19 protein-coding genes are annotated in these 19,816 nt (G+C 67.4%); 7 read left to right on the top strand and 12 right to left on the bottom strand.

Features of this window, described 5'->3' with window-relative positions; all coding sequences use genetic code 11:
• Positions 1–2: 2 nt before the first annotated feature.
• From ABD116_RS34760 to ABD116_RS34740, 5 genes are all read right to left on the bottom strand, one after another.
• On the bottom strand, positions 3–881 hold the full coding sequence (locus ABD116_RS34760; protein ID WP_343980476.1) for a carbohydrate ABC transporter permease: 879 nt from the start codon (positions 879–881) through the stop codon (positions 3–5).
• A complete protein-coding gene (locus ABD116_RS34755) occupies positions 878–1,753 on the bottom strand; it encodes a carbohydrate ABC transporter permease (RefSeq protein WP_343980473.1) in 876 nt (291 codons plus the stop codon). The genes ABD116_RS34760 and ABD116_RS34755 overlap by 4 nt, the downstream gene beginning before the upstream one ends.
• A complete protein-coding gene (locus ABD116_RS34750) occupies positions 1,750–3,060 on the bottom strand; it encodes an ABC transporter substrate-binding protein (protein WP_343980470.1) in 1,311 nt (436 codons plus the stop codon). Before ABD116_RS34750 ends, ABD116_RS34755 begins: the two co-directional genes overlap by 4 nt.
• 79 nt (positions 3,061–3,139) lie before the next feature.
• Complete coding sequence (locus tag ABD116_RS34745) at positions 3,140–4,168, bottom strand: LacI family DNA-binding transcriptional regulator (RefSeq protein WP_343980467.1); 1,029 nt, start codon at positions 4,166–4,168, stop codon at positions 3,140–3,142.
• Positions 4,169–4,278: 110 nt separating this feature from the next.
• On the bottom strand, positions 4,279–5,514 hold the full coding sequence (locus tag ABD116_RS34740) for a D-arabinono-1,4-lactone oxidase (RefSeq protein ID WP_343980464.1): 1,236 nt from the start codon (positions 5,512–5,514) through the stop codon (positions 4,279–4,281).
• Positions 5,515–5,579: 65 nt separating this feature from the next.
• Between ABD116_RS34740 and ABD116_RS34735 the strand changes: the two genes are divergently transcribed.
• From ABD116_RS34735 to ABD116_RS34725, 3 genes are all read left to right on the top strand, one after another.
• Complete coding sequence (locus tag ABD116_RS34735; protein WP_343980460.1) at positions 5,580–6,386, top strand: inositol monophosphatase family protein; 807 nt, start codon at positions 5,580–5,582, stop codon at positions 6,384–6,386.
• A gap of 31 nt (positions 6,387–6,417) precedes the next feature.
• Positions 6,418–7,404: a hypothetical protein gene (locus ABD116_RS34730; protein WP_343980457.1), complete on the top strand. Its 987-nt coding sequence runs from the start codon at positions 6,418–6,420 to the stop codon at positions 7,402–7,404.
• A gap of 120 nt (positions 7,405–7,524) precedes the next feature.
• Positions 7,525–8,526, top strand: a complete 1,002-nt coding sequence (locus tag ABD116_RS34725) for a YdcF family protein (RefSeq protein ID WP_343980453.1) — start codon at positions 7,525–7,527, stop codon at positions 8,524–8,526.
• On the opposite strand, the gene ABD116_RS34720 is transcribed toward ABD116_RS34725, so the two are convergent.
• Complete coding sequence (locus ABD116_RS34720) at positions 8,523–9,281, bottom strand: sulfite exporter TauE/SafE family protein (RefSeq protein WP_343980450.1); 759 nt, start codon at positions 9,279–9,281, stop codon at positions 8,523–8,525. The two genes, ABD116_RS34725 and ABD116_RS34720, sit on opposite strands and share 4 nt — an antisense overlap.
• Positions 9,278–10,078, bottom strand: a complete 801-nt coding sequence (locus tag ABD116_RS34715; RefSeq protein ID WP_343980448.1) for a FadR/GntR family transcriptional regulator — start codon at positions 10,076–10,078, stop codon at positions 9,278–9,280. Before ABD116_RS34715 ends, ABD116_RS34720 begins: the two co-directional genes overlap by 4 nt.
• A 106-nt stretch (positions 10,079–10,184) precedes the next feature.
• Between ABD116_RS34715 and ABD116_RS34710 the strand changes: the two genes are divergently transcribed.
• Genes ABD116_RS34710 through ABD116_RS34700 form a run of 3 tightly spaced genes read left to right on the top strand, consistent with a single transcriptional unit; the run spans position 10,185 to position 14,112 of the window.
• Positions 10,185–11,504 carry an SLC13 family permease gene (locus ABD116_RS34710; RefSeq protein WP_343980445.1) on the top strand — a complete coding sequence of 440 codons (1,320 nt, stop codon included), beginning with the start codon at positions 10,185–10,187 and terminating at the stop codon, positions 11,502–11,504.
• The gene (locus ABD116_RS34705; RefSeq protein WP_343980443.1) at positions 11,504–12,646 is read left to right on the top strand and encodes a CaiB/BaiF CoA transferase family protein; all 1,143 of its coding nucleotides are present in this window, start codon (positions 11,504–11,506) and stop codon (positions 12,644–12,646) included. The genes ABD116_RS34710 and ABD116_RS34705 overlap by 1 nt, the downstream gene beginning before the upstream one ends.
• Complete coding sequence (locus ABD116_RS34700) at positions 12,643–14,112, top strand: carboxyl transferase domain-containing protein (RefSeq protein WP_343980440.1); 1,470 nt, start codon at positions 12,643–12,645, stop codon at positions 14,110–14,112. The genes ABD116_RS34705 and ABD116_RS34700 overlap by 4 nt, the downstream gene beginning before the upstream one ends.
• 232 nt (positions 14,113–14,344) lie before the next feature.
• On the opposite strand, the gene ABD116_RS34695 is transcribed toward ABD116_RS34700, so the two are convergent.
• The 5 genes from ABD116_RS34695 to ABD116_RS34675 all read right to left on the bottom strand — a co-directional run bounded on the left by ABD116_RS34695 (position 14,345) and on the right by ABD116_RS34675 (position 18,328).
• Positions 14,345–15,103, bottom strand: a complete 759-nt coding sequence (locus ABD116_RS34695) for a helix-turn-helix domain-containing protein (RefSeq protein WP_343980438.1) — start codon at positions 15,101–15,103, stop codon at positions 14,345–14,347.
• 40 nt (positions 15,104–15,143) lie between these two features.
• Entirely contained in the window at positions 15,144–15,737 is a 594-nt protein-coding gene (locus ABD116_RS34690) for a DUF3105 domain-containing protein (protein ID WP_343980435.1), read from the bottom strand.
• Complete coding sequence (locus ABD116_RS34685) at positions 15,734–16,999, bottom strand: PqqD family protein (protein ID WP_343980432.1); 1,266 nt, start codon at positions 16,997–16,999, stop codon at positions 15,734–15,736. The genes ABD116_RS34690 and ABD116_RS34685 overlap by 4 nt, the downstream gene beginning before the upstream one ends.
• The gene (locus ABD116_RS34680; RefSeq protein ID WP_343980430.1) at positions 16,996–18,093 is read right to left on the bottom strand and encodes a HesA/MoeB/ThiF family protein; all 1,098 of its coding nucleotides are present in this window, start codon (positions 18,091–18,093) and stop codon (positions 16,996–16,998) included. Before ABD116_RS34680 ends, ABD116_RS34685 begins: the two co-directional genes overlap by 4 nt.
• A 103-nt stretch (positions 18,094–18,196) precedes the next feature.
• Complete coding sequence (locus ABD116_RS34675) at positions 18,197–18,328, bottom strand: hypothetical protein (RefSeq protein ID WP_343980427.1); 132 nt, start codon at positions 18,326–18,328, stop codon at positions 18,197–18,199.
• A 382-nt stretch (positions 18,329–18,710) separates the two neighbouring features.
• Between ABD116_RS34675 and ABD116_RS34670 the strand changes: the two genes are divergently transcribed.
• Complete coding sequence (locus ABD116_RS34670) at positions 18,711–19,799, top strand: hypothetical protein (protein ID WP_343980424.1); 1,089 nt, start codon at positions 18,711–18,713, stop codon at positions 19,797–19,799.
• The last annotated feature ends 17 nt before the right edge of the window (positions 19,800–19,816 follow it).

The following is a 19,816-nucleotide window of genomic DNA, read 5'->3' as shown; positions in this document are numbered from 1 at the left end:
CTCTACTTGACCGCGCCGACGGTCACGCCGCGGGTCAGGGTGCGCTGGAAGATCAGGAAGAACACGACCGTCGGGAGCAGGCTGATCAGCGCCCCGGCGTTCGTGGTGGTGGCGTCCATCAGCCGGTCGCCCTGCAACGAGGCGAGGGCGAGCGGGACGGTCTGGGTGCTGTTGTCGATCAGCATCACCAGCGGGATGAAGAACTCGTTCCAGGTCCAGATGAAGAAGAAGATCAGCAGTACCGACAGGGTCGGCCGGACGGTCGGTACGACCACTCGCCACAAGGTCGTCCAGCGGCCGGCACCGTCCAGCGCGGCGGCCTCCAGCAGCGCTTTCGGGAAAGTACCGAGCACGGATGCGAGCAGGTACGTCCCGAACGCGCTCTGGATCACGGTGAAGATGATGATCACGCTCAGCCGGCTGTTGTAGAGACCGAGCGACTTCGCCATCGAGTACAGCGGATAGACCAGCGCCTCCTGCGGGATCATGTTCGCCAGCAGGAAGAGCGCGACGATCCACATCCGGCCGCGGACCCGGCCGACGCCCAGCGCGTAGGCGTTCAGCAGCGACAGGACGACGCCGAGCACCGCGACCGAGCCGGAGATGATGATCGAGTTGAGCAGCTTGCCCTCGAAGTGCACCTGCTGCCAGTACGTCTTCAATCCGTCCAGCTGGAACGACTCCGGCCAGGCCAGCGGGCCGTTGCCCGAGTAGTCGGCGGGCGACTTGAAGGCGTTCATCACCATCACCGCGAACGGCACGAGTACCAGCGCGGCGGTGAGCACGACCAGCGCGAGCACCACCCAGCGCGCCGCGCCTTGCTTGTACCGGTCGGGATCTTTGCGAGACACCCGGGAGCGTGCCAGGGTCAGCGTGGTCATGACTCGGCCCTCCCCTGGACCTTCAGGAATCCGATGCTGACGGCAACGATCACCAGGGTCAGCGCGGTCGCCACGGCAGCGCCGTACCCGACCTGGAGCTTGTTGAAGAAGGCGTTGTAGGCGAAGTACGACGGCACTGTGGTCGCGTTGTTCGGACCGCCGCGGGTGAGCGCCCAGATCGGGCCGAACACCTTCAGCGCGGCGATCGTGCAGGTCAGCGTGACGACGAAGGTCTCCGGCCGGATCTGCGGCAGCGTGATCGCCTGGAACCGGCGCAACCAGCCGGCGCCGTCGATCTCGGCCGCCTCGTACAGGTCGGGATCGACCCGCTGGAGCGCGGCCATGAAGATCACCACCGGATAGCCGATCTGGACCCAGATCATCACCAACATCACCATCGGCAGCGCCGTCTTCGGATCACCCAGCCAGTCGTGCTCACCCAGGCCGATCGCCTTGCCGACGGCGTTGACGGCGCCGTCGGGACGCAACAGCCAGCCCCACAGGATGCCGGCCACGACGACCGGCAGCACCTGTGGGAGGTAGAAGGTGGCCCGCAGGAAGGACGCCGTCTTCTGCCCGAACCGGCGGCCGATCACGTCGAACAACGTGGCCGACAGCACCAGCCCGATCAGCGTCGGGACGACCACCATCGCGATCACCATCGCCGCGGTGTTGCGGAACGACGTCCAGAAGACGTCGTCGTGCAGCAGCCGGTCGTAGTTGTCCAGCCCGATCCAGCGCGGATCGCCGATCCCCGACCACTTGGTCAGCGACAGGTACAGGTTGGCGCCGAACGGGACCGCGACGACGGCGGTGAAGGCGATGGCCCCGGGCAGCAGGTACCACCAGTAACCTGCCTTGCCCCTGGTCATCCGTTCTTGATTTCTTGGACACCCTGGTCGTAGGCCTTGCCGAGGTCGGCGAGCACCTGGTCAGGGTTCTTGGAGCCGTTGATCAGCGACTGGCCGCCGGCCACCAGCACGTCGTAGTACCCGGGGACCGGCCAGTCGGGGTAGAAGGCCAGGCCGTCGGACTTGGTGATCGCGTCGAAGTTCGCGATCAGCTCCTTGTTCTTCGGGTCCGTCACCTGCGCCAGGTCGGCCTTGACCGGGACGCCGCCGTTGTTGGCCATGATGGTCTGGATCTCCGGCCGCATCGTGATGTCGATGAAGTCGTAAGCCAGCTTCTTGTTCTTCGACTGCTCGGGGACCACCCAGAGGTTGCCGGACGAGCCCGCGTTCAGCTTGTTGCCGGGGAACAGGAAGGTGCCCCAGTCGAACTTCTTGATCTCACTGGCGAACCGGCCGTACCACCACGAACCGCTGACGATCATCGGCGTCTTGCCGGCGATGAACGCGGTGCCCATGTCCTCGGCCTTGAGGCTGGCCGACTGCTTGGAGATGTAACCCTTCTGGACCCAGTCGCGGAAGGTGTCGGCGCCGTACTTGAGCGGGTCGGCCTTGAAGTCGACGCTGCCCTTGTACAGCTGGTAGTTGTCGACGAAGGAGCGGTCGGCCTTGGACAGCGCGAGTTCGTAGTACAGCTGACCGGCCGGGTACTCCGCGCCGGCCATTCCCAGCGGCGTGACCTTCTTGGCGACGAAGGTGTCCATCGCGGCGGTCATCTCGTCCAGCGTCTTCGGCACGGCGACGCCGTACTGCTTGAAGAGGGCCTTGTTGTAGTAGACCATCACGTACTCGCCGTAGTTGGGGATGCCGTACCAGTTGCCCGACCCCATCACGCCCTTCTCGTCGTACCGGGCGGTGGTCTGCAGGCTGGGGCTGAGTGCCTTGTCCCAGCCGCGGCTCGCGGCCTCGTCGCTCAGGTCGGTGAGCAGGCCCTTGGAGCTGAGCAGGCCGGCAGTGGCGTTGCCCTTGTTGTACTCCATCAGGTCCGGCGCCTGGTCGGAGGCGAGGATCATCGACGCGTTCTGCTGGATCTGCTCGAACGCCTTGCGCTCGAACTGCACGGTGACGCCGGGGTGCTCGGTCTTGAACACCTCGATGGCCTTGTCCCAGGCCTTGCCCATCGCGCCGTTCGCGCTCTCGTAGTGCCACAGCTTGAGGGTGCCGGTCTCGCTGCCGGCCCCGCTGTCGTCGCCGCTGCTGCAGCCGGCCAGGACGAGGGCGAGCGAGACGATCGCCGCCCCCACTGAGATCATGGTGCGGGGAGACCGCATGGGTGTACTCCTTTGAACGGGTGTCTGTCCGGTGGTTCCTCAGTCCGTCGTCGCGTTGCAGCGCGGCGGCGGACACTCACTACTTCTTCTTGTTCCTTCTGGATTCGGCGGTGGTACCGCGGACCTCCAGCACACAGGGCAACAACTCCTGGTACGTCGACGTGTCGCCGTCGGCGAGCCGCCGGAGCAGGACCCGGGTCGCCGCTGCCCCGACCGCAGCGCCCGGCGACGTCATCGCGGTCAGGGCAGGGCTGGCCAGATCGGCGACGGCCGCCGACGTCACCATCGACACCACCGACACGTCCCAGGGCACGTCGAGCGCCGCCTCACGCAACTCGGCCAGGATCCCGAGCGCCGCGTTCTCGTTCATCACCAGTACGCCGGTCAGCCGCGGGCACAGCTCACGGGCGGTACCGATCGCCCGCCTGCCCCCGCTGGCGGTGTCCTCACTCGGCACCATCACGCCGGTGATCCCGTGCCGTTCCAACGCCGCCTCGAACGCCGCGGCCGTCCTCTTCGCCGGCCCGTATCCCCCGGCCAGACTGGCTTCCGAATGGTTGACATAGGCAATGATCCGGTGCCCGAGCCCGACCAGGTGCGCGACCGCGTCGTCGACGGTCTGCTCGAAATCGATGTCCACACAGGCGAGCCCGGCCGGCTCCGCGGTCCGGCCGATCAGCACGAACTGAGCCGCCAACTCGCGCAGAAGCTCCACCCGCCGATCCTCCAGCTGAACCTCCATCACCAGAAACCCGTCCAGCAACCGCTGGGTCGCCAGCGTCTGCAGCTCGTCGGCGTCGTCCGTGCCGACCGAACACAACATCAGGTGGTACCCAGCCTCCCGCGCCGCCTCCGTCGCCCCCGTGACGAACGCCGTCTCGGTGGCCCCCAGCCCACGCCCGGTGAGCGGCAGCAACAACCCGATGATGTTGCTCCGCCGACTGGCCAGCCCCCGCGCCATCGCGTTCGGCTGGTAACCGAGCTCCGCCATCGCCGCATGCACCTTCTCGCGGGTCGCCTCGGAGATCGGCCTGGTCCCGGTGAGCACGTACGACACCGTGCTGACCGACACTCCGGCACGCCGGGCGACATCGGTCATGGTCGCCATCCCAGCCTCCTCGTCGAAACGCTTCGACGAAGCGTTTCGACAAAAGGTAGGTCAGGACAACTGGGCCGTCAACAGCTCAGAACTCAGGCGGGTAGATCGCCCGCCTGTCCTCACCGCTCTTTCGGCAGGTAGGTGTTCAGGTAGTCGTTGCGGAATTTGCCCTCTGGGTCGTACTTGGCGGCCAGGTCGATGAAGTCGGGGACCTTGGGGTAGCAGTCGCGGAGGGTGGTGGCGTCTGCGGTGAAGACCTTGCCCCAGTGGGGACGGGCGCCGAGCGGGAGGAGGGCTTCTTCGAGGGCGGCGACGACCGGGCGGACGGCTGTCTCGTCCTGGATCCAGGTGAAGTGGAGGGCTACGGTGTCGCGGCCTTGGCTTGGGCTGAGCCAGAGGTTGTCGGCGGCGATGGTGCGGATTTCGGAGATCTGGATGACGGGGGCCATGAGGTTGCCCAGGGACTTCAGTTGTTCGAAGGCTTGCGGGGCGGCGGCTCGTGGGACGAAGTACTCGGACTGGAGTTCTTCGCCGTTGCTGGGGGTGAACTCGAGGCGGAAGTGCGGGAGGCGTTCGTTCCAGGGGCCGGCGACGCCGTGTTGCTGGGTGGCGAAATCGGCGGGCATCGCCTTGATCGGGTGGCGGGCACCGTCGGCCAGACGGGCGCCCAGCCAGGACGGTTCGTACGGCGTACCGGCGAGCATCTTGCGCCACACCATCACGTCGGGGTCGACCCAGTCGGTGAAGGCGCTGACGCTGTAGGCGCTCGAGAAGATCTCCTCGAAGTCGGTGCCGAGGCGCTCGACCGGCAGGCCGTCGTACACGACCTGGCTGATCTCGTACGACGGTTGCGTCTCCAGCTCCAGCTCGACGGTCACCCCGAGGGCGCCGAGCGAGACGATCGAGCCGGGGAAATCGGCGTCGTCGCGGGTGAGGGTGACGAGCTCGCCGTCGGCGGCGATGAAGGTGGTGCTGGTGACGGCGGCCGCGAGTGGGCGGTTGGTGTCGCCGGAACCGTGCGTACCGGTCGAGCAGGCCCCCGCGACGGAGATGTGTGGCAGGGAGCCGAGGTTGTGGAGTGCCCGGCCTTCGTCCTGCAGGTACGCGGTCACTTCGCCGTACCGGAGGCCGGCCGCGATCGTGACGGTGCCGTCCGGGTTGAGGGCGGCGATCCGGGGCAGGGCGGCGACCGAGACCAGCGTGCCGTCGGTGTCCGCGATCCGGTTGAACGAGTGCCCGCTGCCGAGCACGCGGACGTGATCGGACAGCCGTACCAGTTCCTGCATCTCCGCCACCGTGCGCGGCGACCGGACCTCCGCCGAGAAGGTGATGTTGCCTGCCCAGTTCTTCGTCATGCGCCTCACGCCCTTCGCTCGTCTGTCCAGCAGCCTTCCACATGGCCTCGGATAGGTTGATCCCCATGCCCTCTGAAGCCGTTGCCCTGTCCCAGGAGCTGTCCGCCACCGCGGCCGAGGCCGCCCGGCTCGTTGCCGACGATCTGCGGACCGCTTTCCGCGGTGGGATGGACGTCGAGTTCAAGCGCGACAAGCACGACCCGGTGACCGTGCACGACCGCCGGGCCGAGGAGGCGATCTCGGAGCTGCTCACCAAGCGCTTCCCCGACAGCACCGTCGTCGGCGAGGAGGACGGCGCCCACCAGGGCTCCGGCGAGGTCACCTGGTACGTCGACCCGATCGACGGTACGGCGAACTTCGCCCGCGGACTCGCCTTCTTCTGTACGTCGATCGGCGCGGTCCTCGACGGCCGGATCGTGGCCGGCGCGATCCTCGACCCGATGGCGGGCAACCTCTTCACCGCCGACCTGTCCGGCGCGTCGCTGAACGGCAACCTGATCCGGTCCTCGGGTCCGGGCGAGGAGGCCGAGGCAACCATCCTCAGCGGCTACCCGAGCGCACGCGACGTCGTGCAGGACGGGCCGGCGGGCCTGGCGGCGTACGGCGGGCTGGTGACGGCGTACGGAACCCTGCGGCGCCCGGGCAGCGCGGCGCTCAGCCTCGCGCACGTCGCGGCCGGCTGGGCCGACGCGGCGGTCGGGTTCTCGGTCAACGCCTGGGACATCTGCGCCGGCCAGCTCCTGGTCCAGCAGGCCGGTGGAACCTATCTCCCGTTCGGCGCGTCTGGATGGAACCAGCCGCACTATGCGGCCTACACCCCGGATCTTGACCCGGCCGGCCTGAAACACTTCCTGGCAGCTTTCCAGAAGTAGTCCCACTGAAGTAGTTTTGAAGGGATCCATCTTGCGTTTCACCAAGTTCACCGCCCTCGGACTGGCCGCGGTACTGGCCGGCGGAACCGCCGTCACGGTCGCCCTCAAGGGAGCCGACAGTTCGCAGGCGGCGACCCAGACGACCCAGGCCACTGTGGCCACCACCGCGATCAGCTGCAGCACCACGGTCGGCGGCCGGGACTTCTACGACGGTCCGTCCGCGTCGAAGGTGTACAACGACCGGTTCACGGCCAGCGCCGCCGTGCCGAACCTGAGCACCCACACGCCCCAGGGCATCGGCACCTGGTGGAACTGGGACGGCAAGAAGAACCTGCTGCTCGTCACTGCGTACCGGTCGGGCGCGCGCTCGCAGATCATCGGGATCGACCCGGCCACCAACAAGACGGTCGGCGTGGTCGCGATCGACGCGACGCACGGCGGCGGGATCACCACCAGCAACGGCTGGGCCTTCGTGCAGGGCAGCACGAACGGCATCCGGAAGTACAAGCTGTCCACGCTGAAGACCGCGATGAAGGCGGCCGGTACGCCGTACATCAAGCCGGTCGGCGCGGAGCGGAAGGTCTACGGCGCGTCCTTCCTGACCAGCTACGGCGGCTACATCTGGTCGGGCAAGTTCAACGACAAGGGCCGCGACAAGATGTACCAGTACAAGATCAACAGCAACGGCTCGCTGACCACGATCAACAAGGCGTGGGAGGTGCCGACCAAGACCCAGGGCCTGCTCGTCACCGGCAGCCACTTCATCTTCAGCACCTCGTACGGCCGGACCAACCGCAGCAACCTGTACGTCGTCCGCCGCGGCCAGCCCGACCTGGACAAGGCCAAGCTGAAGTGCTTCCGCGCCCCGAGCATGTCCGAGGGCATCACCGAGTACGGCGGCCGCGCCTACCTGGTCTTCGAGTCCGGCTCACACCTGTACGCCGGCGACCCGAAGACCCTGAACGTCATCAAGAACTTGCACAAAGCAACGATCAGCTCGCTCACCAGCCTGGCCTGACACCGCTCCAAATCCCGGGCCGACGGTCGGGCGCATGGTTTGATGACCAGCGCCCGACCTCTCGGTGATCAAGGAGCAACCCGAAGTGATCTCGCCCCGGCGATGGACGGTGAGTGCGGCGTGATCATCTCGTTCGGGATCGCCGGGGTTTGGTTCGTACTGTTCCTCTACACCTGGTTTCGCGATCGGCGGGTGTTGCGCAACGGCGTTTATCTCGTGCTGACGCTGTTCTTCGGTGGGATCGGGACCGTGTTCGCGTTGGAGCAGGTGTCGGATACGGCGGCGCGGTTGCTGGTGATCGCCGTGCTGGTCGCCATCCCGATCACAATCTTCGTGCTGGCGATCTTCCTCACCGTCAACGGGGTGACGATGTGGAAGCGGGAGGGGCATCGGCCGGCGAACCTGCTCTCGCTGGCGGCTGGGCTGGGCATCATCGCGTTCACGATCTTCGGGGTGATCACGCAGCAGTGGTCGTCGCCGTTCCTCGATGTGGTTCGCTCGACGATGTTGCTCGCGCTGACCTATGTCTCGTTCCTGTTCGTCTGCTTTCTGGCGTACTCGTTCGTGTACGCGCGGATCCGGGGATCGCGCAAGGTCGACTTCATCGTCGTCCTCGGCTCCGGCCTCCGCGGCAGCCGGGTCCCACCCTTGCTCGCCAGTCGCCTCGACCGCGCCCACCTCACCTGGCAACGAGCCCGCGCCAAGGGCCGCTCGCCGCTCCTCATCACGTCCGGTGGCCAAGGTCCCGGTGAGGACGTCCCCGAGTCGCACGCGATGGCGAAGTACTTGGTCGATCACGGCGTACCGGCCGACCAGATCCTGCTCGAGGACCGCTCCACGTCGACCTTCGAGAACCTGACCTTCAGCCGCACCATCATGGCCGGCCTCGACCCGAAGTACCGGTGCCTGATCGTCACCAACAACTACCACGCCCTCCGCGCCGCCTTCACCGCCCGCAAGGCGAAAGTCAACGGCCAGGTCCTCGGCTCCCCCACCGCCACCTACTTCTGGCCCAGCGCCACCATCCGCGAATTCGCCGCAGTCCTCCTCGACCACAAATGGATCAACGGCCTCATTCTCGGCCTGATCTTCCTCCGCGGCCTGTTCGTTCTGGCCTTCTAGAGCATGGTGACGGCGGCGGTGAGGCCGGCCAGGACTATGAGGGTTCGGAGGAGGGCGGGTGGGAGTAGGCGGCCTAGGTGGGAGCCGGTGTAGCCGCCGATGATGGAGCCGATGGCCAGTAGGCCGGCGACGGTGTAGTTGATGTCGGCGACGAGGACGAAGATGAGGCCGGCGACGAGGTTTCCGGCCAGCAGGGCCAGGGTTTTCAGGGCGTTGACGACGCGGAGGTCCAGGTCGAGGCCGAGGCTCAGGACGGCCATCATCATCACGCCCGCGCCGGCGCCGAAGTACCCGCCGTAGACGCCGGTGAGGGCGGCGAAGACGAGGGTCGCGGGCGACATCACGGTACGCGGTTGGTGCTCTTCGGTGGAACGGGAACGCAGCCACCGGGAGATCCAGGGCTGAGCGCCGACGAGCAGGCAGGTGAAGAGGATCAGCCAGGGCACGATCGCCTCGAAGACACCCGCCGGCAGCGCCAGCAGCAGCACGGCACCGCCGACGGCCCCGATCGCGCACGTCGCGACGACGAGCCGGCTCACCCGTGGCTGCTCGCGCAACTCCCGGCGATAACCGAGCGAACCGCCGAGCCCGCCGGGGATCAGTCCTAAGGTGTTCGACACGTTGGCGACCACTGGTGGGATGCCCAGGGCAATCAGCACCGGGAAGCTCAGCAGCGAGGCGACGCCAACAGTTGAGGTGAGCAGGCCGGCGCCGAGCCCGGCACCGATGATCGCAAGATGCTCCAGCCCCGTCACAACTCCTCACGCAGATCGCCCGACCCGCGCTGCGGCCCCGGAACCTCCTCGCGCAGATCGCCTGACTCGCGGTGTGGGCGCGGGATGTCTTCGCGGAGTAGGGCTACGTCGCTGACGAGCAGGACGTGTTCGTGCATGGCGAGAGCCGCGGTCTGAGGGTCGCGGGCGAGGATTGCGTCGGCTATTCGCTGGTGGCCGGCCAGGGATTCGCGGGGGCGGCCTGGCTGGGAGAGGGATTCGAGGCGGGTTTCCTTGATCAGGTCTTCCAGGGCGCCCATCATCTGGGCGAGCAGCTCGGACCGGGCGGCCCGGGTGACGGCTCCGTGGAAGAGTTCGTCGCCTTCGACTCCGCGTCCGCCGGCGGTGATGTCGCGTTCCATCTCCTCCAGGGCAGCCCGGATGGCGGCGAGATCAGCGTCGGTACGCCGTACAGCCGCCAGCGCGGCAAGCTTCGACTCCAACGCGTCCCGCGCTTCGATGATCTCGGGCAACCGGTCCGCGTGCGCGCGGATCGCGTCGATCACCGCACCCGTCCGGGCCCGATCGGTCAGCACGGTCCCGTCGCCGTGCCGGACCATCACGACCCCGATCACCTCCAGCGCGACCAGCGCCTGGCTCAGCGTCGCCCGGCTCACCCCCAGCCGCACGGCGAGTTCCCGCTCCGGCGGCAACCGGTCACCGGCGCCGAGACCGTTGGACGCGATCCACGCGGTGATCTGCTCCGCGACCTGCTCGTACAGCCGCGTACGCAGTACCGGCCGGGGAAAGTTCTGATCGCCGTGCGGGTCGTCTGCCATGACAGAGAGCTTATTGACAAGTGGGTCATTGAGCTATTGGCTAGGCCAGTGATCCAGCTCAAACGTTAGAAACGTTGCTTCCGCCCCGAAGACAAGGACCACCACCATGGGACCAGAGTGGGTAGCGATCCTCGCGCTCGTCGCGCTGTTCGTGCTCGGCACGGTGCTACCGATCAACATGGGCGCGCTCGCGTACGTCGCGGCGTGGCTGGTCGGGATGTACTCGCTGCACCTGAGCGAAAAGGAGATCCTGGCCGGCGTCAGCGGTGATCTCGTCCTGACCCTGATCGGCGTCACGTACCTGTTCGCGATCGCCAAGAACAACGGCACGGTCGACCTGATAGTGAGCAGCGCGGTGAAGGCCGTCGGTGGCCGGGTCGCGCTGATCCCGTGGGTGATGTTCGCCGTCACCGCGTTGCTGACCTCGATCGGCGCCGCCAGTCCGGCCGCCTGCGCGATCATCGGGCCGATCGCGCTCGGGTTCGCCGGGAAGTACAAGATCAATCCGCTGATGATGGGCATGTTCGTCGTGCACGGCGCGCAGGGAGGTGGGTTCTCGCCGATCAGCATCTACGGCACGATCACCAACTCGGTGATGGAGCAGAACAACCTGCCCTCCAGCGAGCTGACCGTCTTCCTGGCCAGCCTCGCCGTCAACCTGGTGATGGCGATGATCCTCTTCGTCCTGTTCGGCGGCCGCCAGTTGATGGCGCAGCGGGTCGATCCGAACGATCCGGACACGCTGGCCGAGGATCTGCATCGCGGCGGGGCGACGGGGCCCGCGCGGGGAACCGGTACTTCGGCACCGACCGGGACGCAGGCGCTCGGCGTACGGCGGGACCAGGTGCTGACGTTGATCGCGTTCGTCGGGGTCGCTGTCGTCGCGCTGGCCTTCGACAAGAACATCGGGTTCGTCTCGATCACGGCGGCGGTCGTCCTCGCGATGCTTGCGCCCAAGGAGCACAAGGACGCGGTGAAGCAGATCGCCTGGCCGACCGTGTTGCTCGTCGCCGGCGTCAGTACGTACGCGGCGATCCTGACCAAGGCGGGCTCGCCTGAGTTCGTCGGGAAGTGGGCTGCCGGGCTGGGGGCCGCGGCGATCGGTGCGTTGATCCTCTGTTACGTCGGCGGGGTGGTGTCGGCGTTCGCGTCGTCGACCGCGTTGCTGCCGGTGATCATCCCGATCGCGGTGCCGTTGATCGCCAACGGCGGGATCCACGCCGGCTTCTTCGTCGCGGCGCTGGCGATCGCGTCGACCATCGTCGATGTCAGCCCGTTCTCCACGAACGGGGCGCTGATGCTCGCGAACCGGCCGGACTCGATCTCTGAACCCGTTTACTACCGGCAGATTCTCCTCTACAGCACGATCGTCGTCGTGGTCGGCCCGTTGCTGGTCTGGGCGGCGCTCGTCCTGCCGGAGTGGTGATGGCCGGGCCGCTCGAGGGAGTGCTGGTGGTGGACCTGTCGCGCGCGCTGGCGGGTCCGCACGCGACGATGATGCTCGGCGATCTCGGTGCGCGGGTGATCAAGGTCGAGGTACCTGGTACCGGCGATGACACGCGTGGCTGGGGGCCGCCGTTCGTCGACGGTGAGTCGACGTACTTCCTGTCGGCGAATCGCAACAAGGAGTCGATCGCGCTCGACCTCAAGGATGCGGGCGATCGGGACGTGCTGCTGCGGTTGGTGGATCGGGCCGATGTGCTGGTGGAGAACTTCCGGACAGGGGTGCTCGACCGGCTTGGGCTTGGGATCGAGGCGTTGCGGGAGCGGAACCCCCGGCTGGTGGTGCTGTCCATCACTGGGTTCGGGCATGACGGGCCGGAGGGTGGGCGAGCTGGATACGACCAGATCGCGCAGGGCGAGGCGGGGTTGATGTCGCTGACGGGGTCGGGGCCGGATGATCCGCAGCGGGTCGGTACGCCGATCGCTGATCTGCTGGCTGGGATGTACGGGGCGTACGGCGTGGTCGCCGCTCTGCATGAACGCGACCGGACTGGCGTGGGCAGTGTTGTCCGTACTTCGTTGTTGGCGGCGGTCGTCGGGGTGCATGCGTTTCAGGGGACGCGGTTCACCGTGGCGGGCGAGGTGGGGGTTGCTCAGGGCAACCATCATCCGTCGATCGCGCCGTACGGGTTGTTCCGGTGTGCGGATGGGGCGGTGCAGATCGCTGTCGGGAGTGAGGGGTTGTGGCAGCGGTTCTGTGCTGCGTTCGGGATCGCCGGCGAGGGGCTGGCGACGAATGCTGAGCGGGTGGCGCAGCGTGGGCGGGTGATCGAGGTGGTGGAGGCGGTCTTTGCGGAGTGGACTGCGGAGGAACTGCTGGCGCGGCTGCGAGCTGCGGGGATTCCGGCGGGGAAGGTGCGACGGCTGGACGAGGTCTACGAGTGGGACCAGACGGCCAGCCAGGGTTTGCTGATCGACGTCGAGCACGCGACGCTCGGCGCCCTGCGGTTACCTGGTCCACCGTTGAGGTTCTTCCAGGGCTCCGAGGAGACGACGCCCCGGGAACACGCCCCTCCCCCGACGCTGGACCAGCACGGCCCGGCGATCCGGGAGTGGTTGGCATGAGCGCCCGCGAACTGATCGACGTGGTGCTCGACCAGGGCTCGTTCGAGTCATGGGACCGGCCGATCGAGCAGCCGGACCCGGGCAAGGCGGAACCGGGCGCGGTGGGGCTGGACGAGCCGGAGTCGGAGGCTGGTCGGCCCGAGGCGGTGTCGTACGGGGAGCAGTTGGCCGCGGCTGCGGGGCGGGCCGGGACTGACGAGGCGGTTGTCACCGGGCGCGGGTTGATGCGAGGACGCGCGGTTGCGGTTGTAGTCAGTGAGTTCGGGTTCTTGGGTGGGTCGATCGGCCGGGCTGCGGCGGCCAGGATTGCCGAGGCGGTGGTGCGGGCTACGGGTGAGGGATTGCCTGTGTTGGCGTCTACGGCTTCTGGAGGGACGCGGATGCAGGAGGGGGCGCCGGCGTTTGTGGAGATGGTGCGGATCTCTCGGGCGTTGATGGCTCACAAGGCGGCGGGGTTGCCTTATCTGGTGCACCTGCGGCATCCGACGACCGGTGGGGTGTTCGCGTCCTGGGGGTCGCTGGGGCATATCACGGTGGCCGAGCCGGGTGCGCTGGTTGGGTTTCTTGGTCCTAAGGTCTATGAGGCGTTGTACGGCGAGGCGTTTCCGGCTGGAGTGCAGACGGCGGAGAACCTTGCCGCTCATGGGGTGATCGACGGGGTGGTGGAGTCGGCCGAGCTGCCGGTGCTTCTCGATCGGGCGCTGGGGGTGCTGGTCGACCCACCAACTGAGCCGGTGCTGACTCGGCGTACCGGAGAAGCCGGTCCTGCTGACGGTTGGGATTCTGTACTACGTACGCGCCGCCCCGACCGGATCGGCGTGCGCGACCTCCTCCGACACGGCGCCACCAGTACGGTCCGGCTGACCGAACCGGACGCGAGCATCCTCGTCGCTCTCACCCGGCTCGATGGCCGGCCCTGCGTCCTGGTCGGGCAGGATCGCTCGCAAAACAAGGCGATGGGGCCGACCGCGCTCCGGCAGGCGCGTCGCGGAATGCGCCTCGCCGAAGACCTCGGCCTCCCCCTCGTCACCGTCATCGACACCCCTGGCGCAGAGCTCTCCCGCGAGGCCGAGGAAGGCGGGGTGGCCGCCGAGATCGCCCAGTGCATCGCCACGCTCGCAACGCTCAAGGTCCCGACGATCTCGGTGCTGTTGGGACAAGGGACCGGCGGTGGAGCGTTGGCGTTGCTCCCGGCAACCACTGTGATCGCAGCCGAACACGCCTGGCTCGCGCCACTGCCGCCCGAAGGCGCCAGCGCGATCATGTACGGCGACACCACCCACGCCCCCGCGATGGCCTCAACCCAACGCATCACCGCCGCCGATCTCAAAGAAATCGGCACCGTCCACCACGTCATCCCCGAACCGGACGACGACACACCCGAATCCCTGGCGAAGGCGATCGCCGCCGAGTGCGCGGCCCACCTCAGCGGCGATCGGCGCGAACAGCTCGCGGACCTAGGGTGACTGCTGGGTGTACGGTCTGGGGTAACCACCGGGGACCAGGAGTTCCGCGGCGCACCAGGCTCGGTAGAGCTCAGGCAGCCCACGCGACACCCTCACCCGGGAGCACCTCATGGCGAAGAACAAGGGCGGACGCGAAGTCCGCAAACCCAAGCAACCCAAAACCCCGAAGTCGAACGCCTCCGACAGCTCCATCGTGCCCCCGACCAAGCAGGGTCGCCGGTAGTACCTGCACTCAGGTGCCGTGGGTTCGCATTCGGGCGTAGCGGACGCCTGCCGCGAACCTGGTCTTCACCGCCAGTACTTCCAGCAGGCGGGAGACCTCGTAGCGGACGGTGCGGACGCTGATCGTCAGCAGCTCGGCGATTTCGTCGTCGGTGTGGCCGGCGCTCAGCTGGGCGGCGATGAGGTGCTGGCGTGGGGTCAGTTCGACGGTGCGGTCGCGGAGTTCCCGGGCTCGGACCGCGGTTTGGCGGACAGCTTTCAGGTACTGGCGGGCCGCGTTGACCGCCTCCGGGCCGGTCATCACCATCAGGCTGCGTTCGCCTTCGCCGGTGACCGGGCCCTCGACCAGCACCCGCTCGCCGTCGAACAGCTTCATCTGGATCGGGCCGCAGGCGACGTGGTACGGCATGTCCTCGCCGGCCGCGATGATGAAGTCGGTGACCGCCGACGACCCACCGCTGTTGTCGAAGAAGCTCGTCATCCGCACCCCGCGCCGGACCAGCTCACGGTTCGCCCGATGGCTCGGCGCGAACGTCTCCACCGTCTGATCCCGGATCGACGTGACCGCGATCAGCTCCTCCGCCCCGCCGCACTCCGCCCGCAGCCAGTCGCGCAGGCTCAGCAGGTCCCGGCCGAAAAGGTACACCTCGGCCTGCGTCGACCGCCCCGCCGCCCACTCGTCGCAGCGCGCGGCGCGCACCACCTGCAGGCGCAGCGAGGCGTCCAGTACGCCTTGCCGGCCAGGAAAATCCAGCTCCTCGCGACCCATCCCCGACCCCCGTGACCAACCCTGAACACGAACACGACCGTCAGTTCTCACCATCCGGTGGATGCGGCGGCAGACAGTCCGTCGCACCGTCGCGCCACTGGTGGTTGTACCGGCCGGGCACCAACGTCACGAACGCGACGACGGCGTCCTCGTCGAGCGAGTCGAGACGCTCCGAGCGCTGCCAGCCGCTGAGCGCGATGCCGTGACCGAGCTTCGGGTACGGCGCCACGACCACGTCTCGTGGATACTGCCGTCCGATCCGCTCCAGATCGTCCACCACATCAGCCGGTACGTCGGGCGCGTACTGCAGCAACACGTGCCCGTGCTCGAGGACGTGCACCTGCAACTCCTCCGCGACCGGCTTGCGGTAGATGCCCGGCGGTACGACCCGAGGCGAGTGCGGCCCGGACGTCGGCGGCATCGAGCGGTACGGGTCGTGCGGCGCACCGTCGTACGGGATGTGCCGTTTGCCCTCGAACGGTTGCGGCGTGCCCGGGACCTGGTCGCAAGCCAGCGCGGGCTTGTCGGTGAACGAGCCGAGCAGCACGCCGAAGGCGAGACCGGACATGGTCAGCACGCTCAGACCGGTCACGATCACACTGACCAGCAGTCCCCACTTGCGCGCGGACTTCATACCGCCACCGCCACACGCGCGGCCCGGCGGGCGCGGATACGGTTGCGGAGGGCAACGAACAGTGGCGCGGTCAGGTTCACGAAGGCGAAGGTGACCAGCCCGATCCCCTCCCACCAGTAGAAACTGAAGACCGGCGCGCCGACCATCACCCCGGCGGCCCAGCCGATGGTCACCTTGGCGGCCGGCAGGATGAAGTTCCAGGCGAACCAGCCCATCCAGACGATGCCGGCCAGATACAGCAGCCGGTACCACCGGGCGACCCGCAGATCCTTGGCGTCCGCGTCGCGCAGGATCGTCTGCTCGACCGGTGTGAGCTTGCGGATCAGCCGCTTGAGGCCGAGCCGGGTCACCTGGTGCAGGTTCTTGCAGCCGGTCGCGGTCGCCATCACCAGATACATGTCGGTACGGAGGTACGCCATCGTCTGGAAGGCGAGCTTGCCGACCTGACTGAGCACGAGCATCGCGAGGAACCGGACCACATGCGGGTTCAGATCGAGCCAGCCGCGCGAGTAGGCGAACCGCGGCGCGACGGCGGCGAACAGGACGAACGAGTCGAACCCCATCCCGGCCAGGAACGGGCTGTACCGCTTGGCCGGCGGCAATGCCCACAGCCCGGTCAGGTCGGTCTCCAGCACGGTGAAGATGCCGCGTCGTTCGAGCCTGAGCTGCGACTTGACCCCGGCGGCCGCGCCGGCGAAGGCGTGCCAGATCTCGTGGACGACGGCCAGACCCATCACCACCACATTGGTGATGACCAGGCTGAGCATGATGTCGGTGACGACGAACGCGTCCTCGTAGCTGGGCAGCAGCGAGTGATCGGCGGCGAACATCACCAGCGTCGCGACCAGGCAGCCGACGTAGAACGTCCAGGCGGCCTTGCCGAACAGTGGTTTGACCACCCACGGCGGGATCTTCGAGACCACCCAGTACTTGACCTTCTTCCCCGGCTCGGCCTCCTCGACGCGCGGGGCCGCAGCCTCCCCCGCGGCCTCGCGCTCGTCGAGGAGGCCGGCTTCGACGAGCATCTCGACGAAGTCCAGCACGTCGACGGGCTCGCCGAGCTCGTGCTCCAGGACGTCGGCGACCTCGGCGACGGTGTGCCCGGCGGCCAGCAACTCGATCAGCCGCGCGCCTGCCTCGGGGACGACGACGAACCGGCCGGTGGCCGGATTGCCGAGCACGAACTCGTCCTCGTCCTCCTGGCGCACCAGCAGATGGGCGACGCTCGGACGGCTGGTCGCGTCCAGGGCGGCGATCGTCATCGACCGATCCAGCCGCAGGTCTCGCACTTCTCCCCGGTCGTCGGCGTGACCACGTAGTGGTAGGTCAGGTCGGTGAGGCTCAGGTGGAACATCCGGCCGGCCGTGCTGGTGGGGATCCCGGCCAGGTGGTAGACCGCGTCCATCGCCGCCATGTGCCCGGTGAGGTTCGCGGTCGGCGCGATCACGGCGTGGCCGTCGAAGGGGAACAGGTCCTCAGGCTCCTGGCCGTACCGCTGGCGGATGAAGTCGGTCATGCTGACCAGGCACTCCTGGCAGCAGGTCTGGCCCGGGATGAAGAGTCCGATGACCGCCATCGGACCGGCGTACTGGGCGAGCATCCACGGGGTGCCGGTACGCAGGGCGGCCTCGTTGGTCCACTGGCGGATCAGCTTCTGCGGCTGGTCGGCGCACAGGATGAGGAGGTCGCGGTCGTGCATCAGCGCGGCCACGTCCTCGGTGTTGAAGACCTGCTTCTCCTCACCGGTGACGACGGCGTGCCGGTTCATCCGGCTGAGTCGCTCGACTGCTACCGGGACCTTGGGCTTGCCGAGGTCGTCCTCGGTGTAGAGAAGCTGGCGGGTGAGGTTGCCCTCCTCGACGGTGTCGAAGTCGACGCAGTGCACGCTGCCGACGCCGGCCGCCACGAGGGACGAGGCCACTGCCGAGCCGGTACCACCCAGGCCGAGCACCACGACGCTGCTGTCCTTGAGCCGCGACTGGACGTCATACCGGCTGGGGCGTGGGGTCAGGTCGACCCAGGAGTAGTACGTCGTCGCCCGGTCGTAGCGGTCGATCTCGGCGGGGCTGAGGTTGGCGGGGGTGGGTCCGGCGGCGTCTTCGACGTACCCGGCGTCGATCAGGCCCTGGATCGAGTCACGGATCTCGACCGGGCAGAGCTCGGGGCGCTCGGCGATCAGCGCGTCGACGATCTCGTCCCGGGTCCGGGTGCCGTCCATCAGGCCCAGCAACAGCCAGCGGTCGCCGTCCTCGTCGTCGATCTCGGCGCCGATGCCCAGCTGCCGGCCGCCGATGTTGATCAGCGTCGGCGTCAGCCGGACGGGTTTGTGGATGCCCTTGATCCGTGGCCGCAACATCGCTACCTCCCGTGAAGAGATCCGCCCGAACAGATCCGCCCGTGAATCGAACGCCCCCGGTGGACCGGGACGCGGTCGCCCGCGCCCCGGCCCTACTGACCGGCTAGCCGCATGTGGCGTCGCGGCACCCGCCGCCGCCACCGCCCGGATCGGTGATGATCAGGGTCGTGTCGAGGTTCTCCAGCTTGCGAACCACGAGCTTCCGCGGCTCGCGGACCTCGGCCTTCTGTTCCATGACGTCCTCCAGATGTCTGGTTGGTCATCGCATTGCGACGGCGCCGCAATGCGATGATTAGAGCACCCTGGACAATTAAAGCCAATGCGCCCGCTAAATGTATTTTGGTGTATTTTTTGGGCATTCTCCGGAACAAGCGCTGAAGCAAGCGATCCATCGCCGTACCGCTCAGGAAGCCTGCCACACAGGGGTAAACAGTCAATGGGTAATCTCTACCCAGATTCCTTGCAGGCGGCCCCCATGAAACACCCGTGGCGGCCGGAAAAAATTCCGGGTAATGCTCGGGCGTACATTTCAAGTCACCGTTTGCGGTAGTTTCGGACATATCTATCGGTGACCAATCGGTTGCGCTGGGTAGTTGACCGGGGCATGCTTCGGTGCCATGAAGAGACTGATCGGATGGATCGTGCTGGGGCTGGTCGCGACCCTGGGGGTGACCGCTCCGGCGGTACCCGTGCCGGTGGAGCTGCCAGGCGGGAAAGCCAACTGGGTCGTGTCGGTCGGCGGACTGAACACCTCAGCGGTCAACAACTACGCGAACTGGACCCGGCTCGGCTGGTACATCTTCGCCGCCGACGGGACCGTCAGGACGAACTACTGGACCTGGAACCAGCGCGACGAGCCCGGCCGGGTCGACAGCATGGTCGCCAGCTGCGGCGGCGACGTGCCGACCTGCGCCGTGCAGACGATGGGGAGCTTCCTCACCGGGCCCACAGGTGAGTTCCAGGGCACCTACAAGACCTCGGCCGGCAAGGTCGACGTCACCTGGACCAAGAACGGAGCCGGTACCGCGCTCCCGAAGCCACTGACCGAGCACTGGTCGCTCGACCCGATCCCGGGCGGGAAGGTCGCGCGGATCAGCAGCGACGGATACCACGGGCCGAAGGGCGACGTGACCGTGCCGACCACCTTCTCCGACTACTCGGCGACGTTCGGGATCGGGTACGGGAGCAACGCGCCGCTGTCGGCGGGCAACAAGGCGAGCGTCACGGACATCCGGACCGTCTATGGACAGGATGAGTACCTGGGTACGTTCGTCACGGCCAGCATGGGCGCTGTCCACCGTGAGCCCTCCGGGATGAAGGCGACCGGGTTCGACCAGTGGCGCTCATGCCCGAGCGGCAAGTGCGTCGGCATCCGGGAGAAGAACACCGGCTGCAACTGCACCACGCTGCCGACCCGCAAGGACCGGATCCGGTACATGGCCGATGCTCCGCCGGCCCGGAACAACATCTACACCTACTGGTGTGAGTGCCTGCGCCAGAACGCTGACTGCTACAAGGCCAACAACCATGTGCAGTCGTTGCTGCAGATCATCGACGACGACCGGAAGCTCCAAGGCTGGGTGGGCGTCGAGACCTCGACCCACGTCGATCCGAAGACCCTCGAGCCGGACCAGGACTACGCGCACGCCTACTGGGCGGTGCTCAACATGGTCACCCCGGACCTTCGTGGGCCTCAACCGAGCTGACAGTCAGGACAGACCCG

The sequence above is a fragment of the Kribbella koreensis genome (assembly GCF_039525325.1).
GTDB classification, from domain to species: domain Bacteria; phylum Actinomycetota; class Actinomycetes; order Propionibacteriales; family Kribbellaceae; genus Kribbella; species Kribbella koreensis.
The sequence above is the reverse complement of the archived record's forward strand: the minus strand, read 5'-3'. Positions and strand labels throughout refer to the sequence as shown.

Bases quoted from the DNA above. Each gene is read 5' to 3' on its own strand.
- ABD116_RS34690 (WP_343980435.1), bottom strand. From the start codon at position 15,737: ATGAAGTCCGCGCGCAAGTGGGGACTGCTGGTCAGTGTGATCGTGACC.
- ABD116_RS34755 (WP_343980473.1), bottom strand. From the start codon at position 1,753: ATGACCAGGGGCAAGGCAGGTTACTGGTGGTACCTGCTGCCCGGGGCC.
- ABD116_RS34680 (WP_343980430.1), bottom strand. From the start codon at position 18,093: ATGTTGCGGCCACGGATCAAGGGCATCCACAAACCCGTCCGGCTGACG.
- ABD116_RS34710 (WP_343980445.1), top strand. From the start codon at position 10,185: ATGGGACCAGAGTGGGTAGCGATCCTCGCGCTCGTCGCGCTGTTCGTG.
- ABD116_RS34760 (WP_343980476.1), bottom strand. From the start codon at position 881: ATGACCACGCTGACCCTGGCACGCTCCCGGGTGTCTCGCAAAGATCCC.
- ABD116_RS34685 (WP_343980432.1), bottom strand. From the start codon at position 16,999: ATGACGATCGCCGCCCTGGACGCGACCAGCCGTCCGAGCGTCGCCCAT.
- ABD116_RS34715 (WP_343980448.1), bottom strand. From the start codon at position 10,078: ATGGCAGACGACCCGCACGGCGATCAGAACTTTCCCCGGCCGGTACTG.
- ABD116_RS34750 (WP_343980470.1), bottom strand. From the start codon at position 3,060: ATGCGGTCTCCCCGCACCATGATCTCAGTGGGGGCGGCGATCGTCTCG.
- ABD116_RS34700 (WP_343980440.1), top strand. From the start codon at position 12,643: ATGAGCGCCCGCGAACTGATCGACGTGGTGCTCGACCAGGGCTCGTTC.
- ABD116_RS34705 (WP_343980443.1), top strand. From the start codon at position 11,504: ATGGCCGGGCCGCTCGAGGGAGTGCTGGTGGTGGACCTGTCGCGCGCG.
- ABD116_RS34675 (WP_343980427.1), bottom strand. From the start codon at position 18,328: ATGGAACAGAAGGCCGAGGTCCGCGAGCCGCGGAAGCTCGTGGTTCGC.
- ABD116_RS34735 (WP_343980460.1), top strand. From the start codon at position 5,580: ATGCCCTCTGAAGCCGTTGCCCTGTCCCAGGAGCTGTCCGCCACCGCG.
- ABD116_RS34745 (WP_343980467.1), bottom strand. From the start codon at position 4,168: ATGGCGACCATGACCGATGTCGCCCGGCGTGCCGGAGTGTCGGTCAGC.
- ABD116_RS34740 (WP_343980464.1), bottom strand. From the start codon at position 5,514: ATGACGAAGAACTGGGCAGGCAACATCACCTTCTCGGCGGAGGTCCGG.
- ABD116_RS34695 (WP_343980438.1), bottom strand. From the start codon at position 15,103: ATGGGTCGCGAGGAGCTGGATTTTCCTGGCCGGCAAGGCGTACTGGAC.
- ABD116_RS34670 (WP_343980424.1), top strand. From the start codon at position 18,711: ATGAAGAGACTGATCGGATGGATCGTGCTGGGGCTGGTCGCGACCCTG.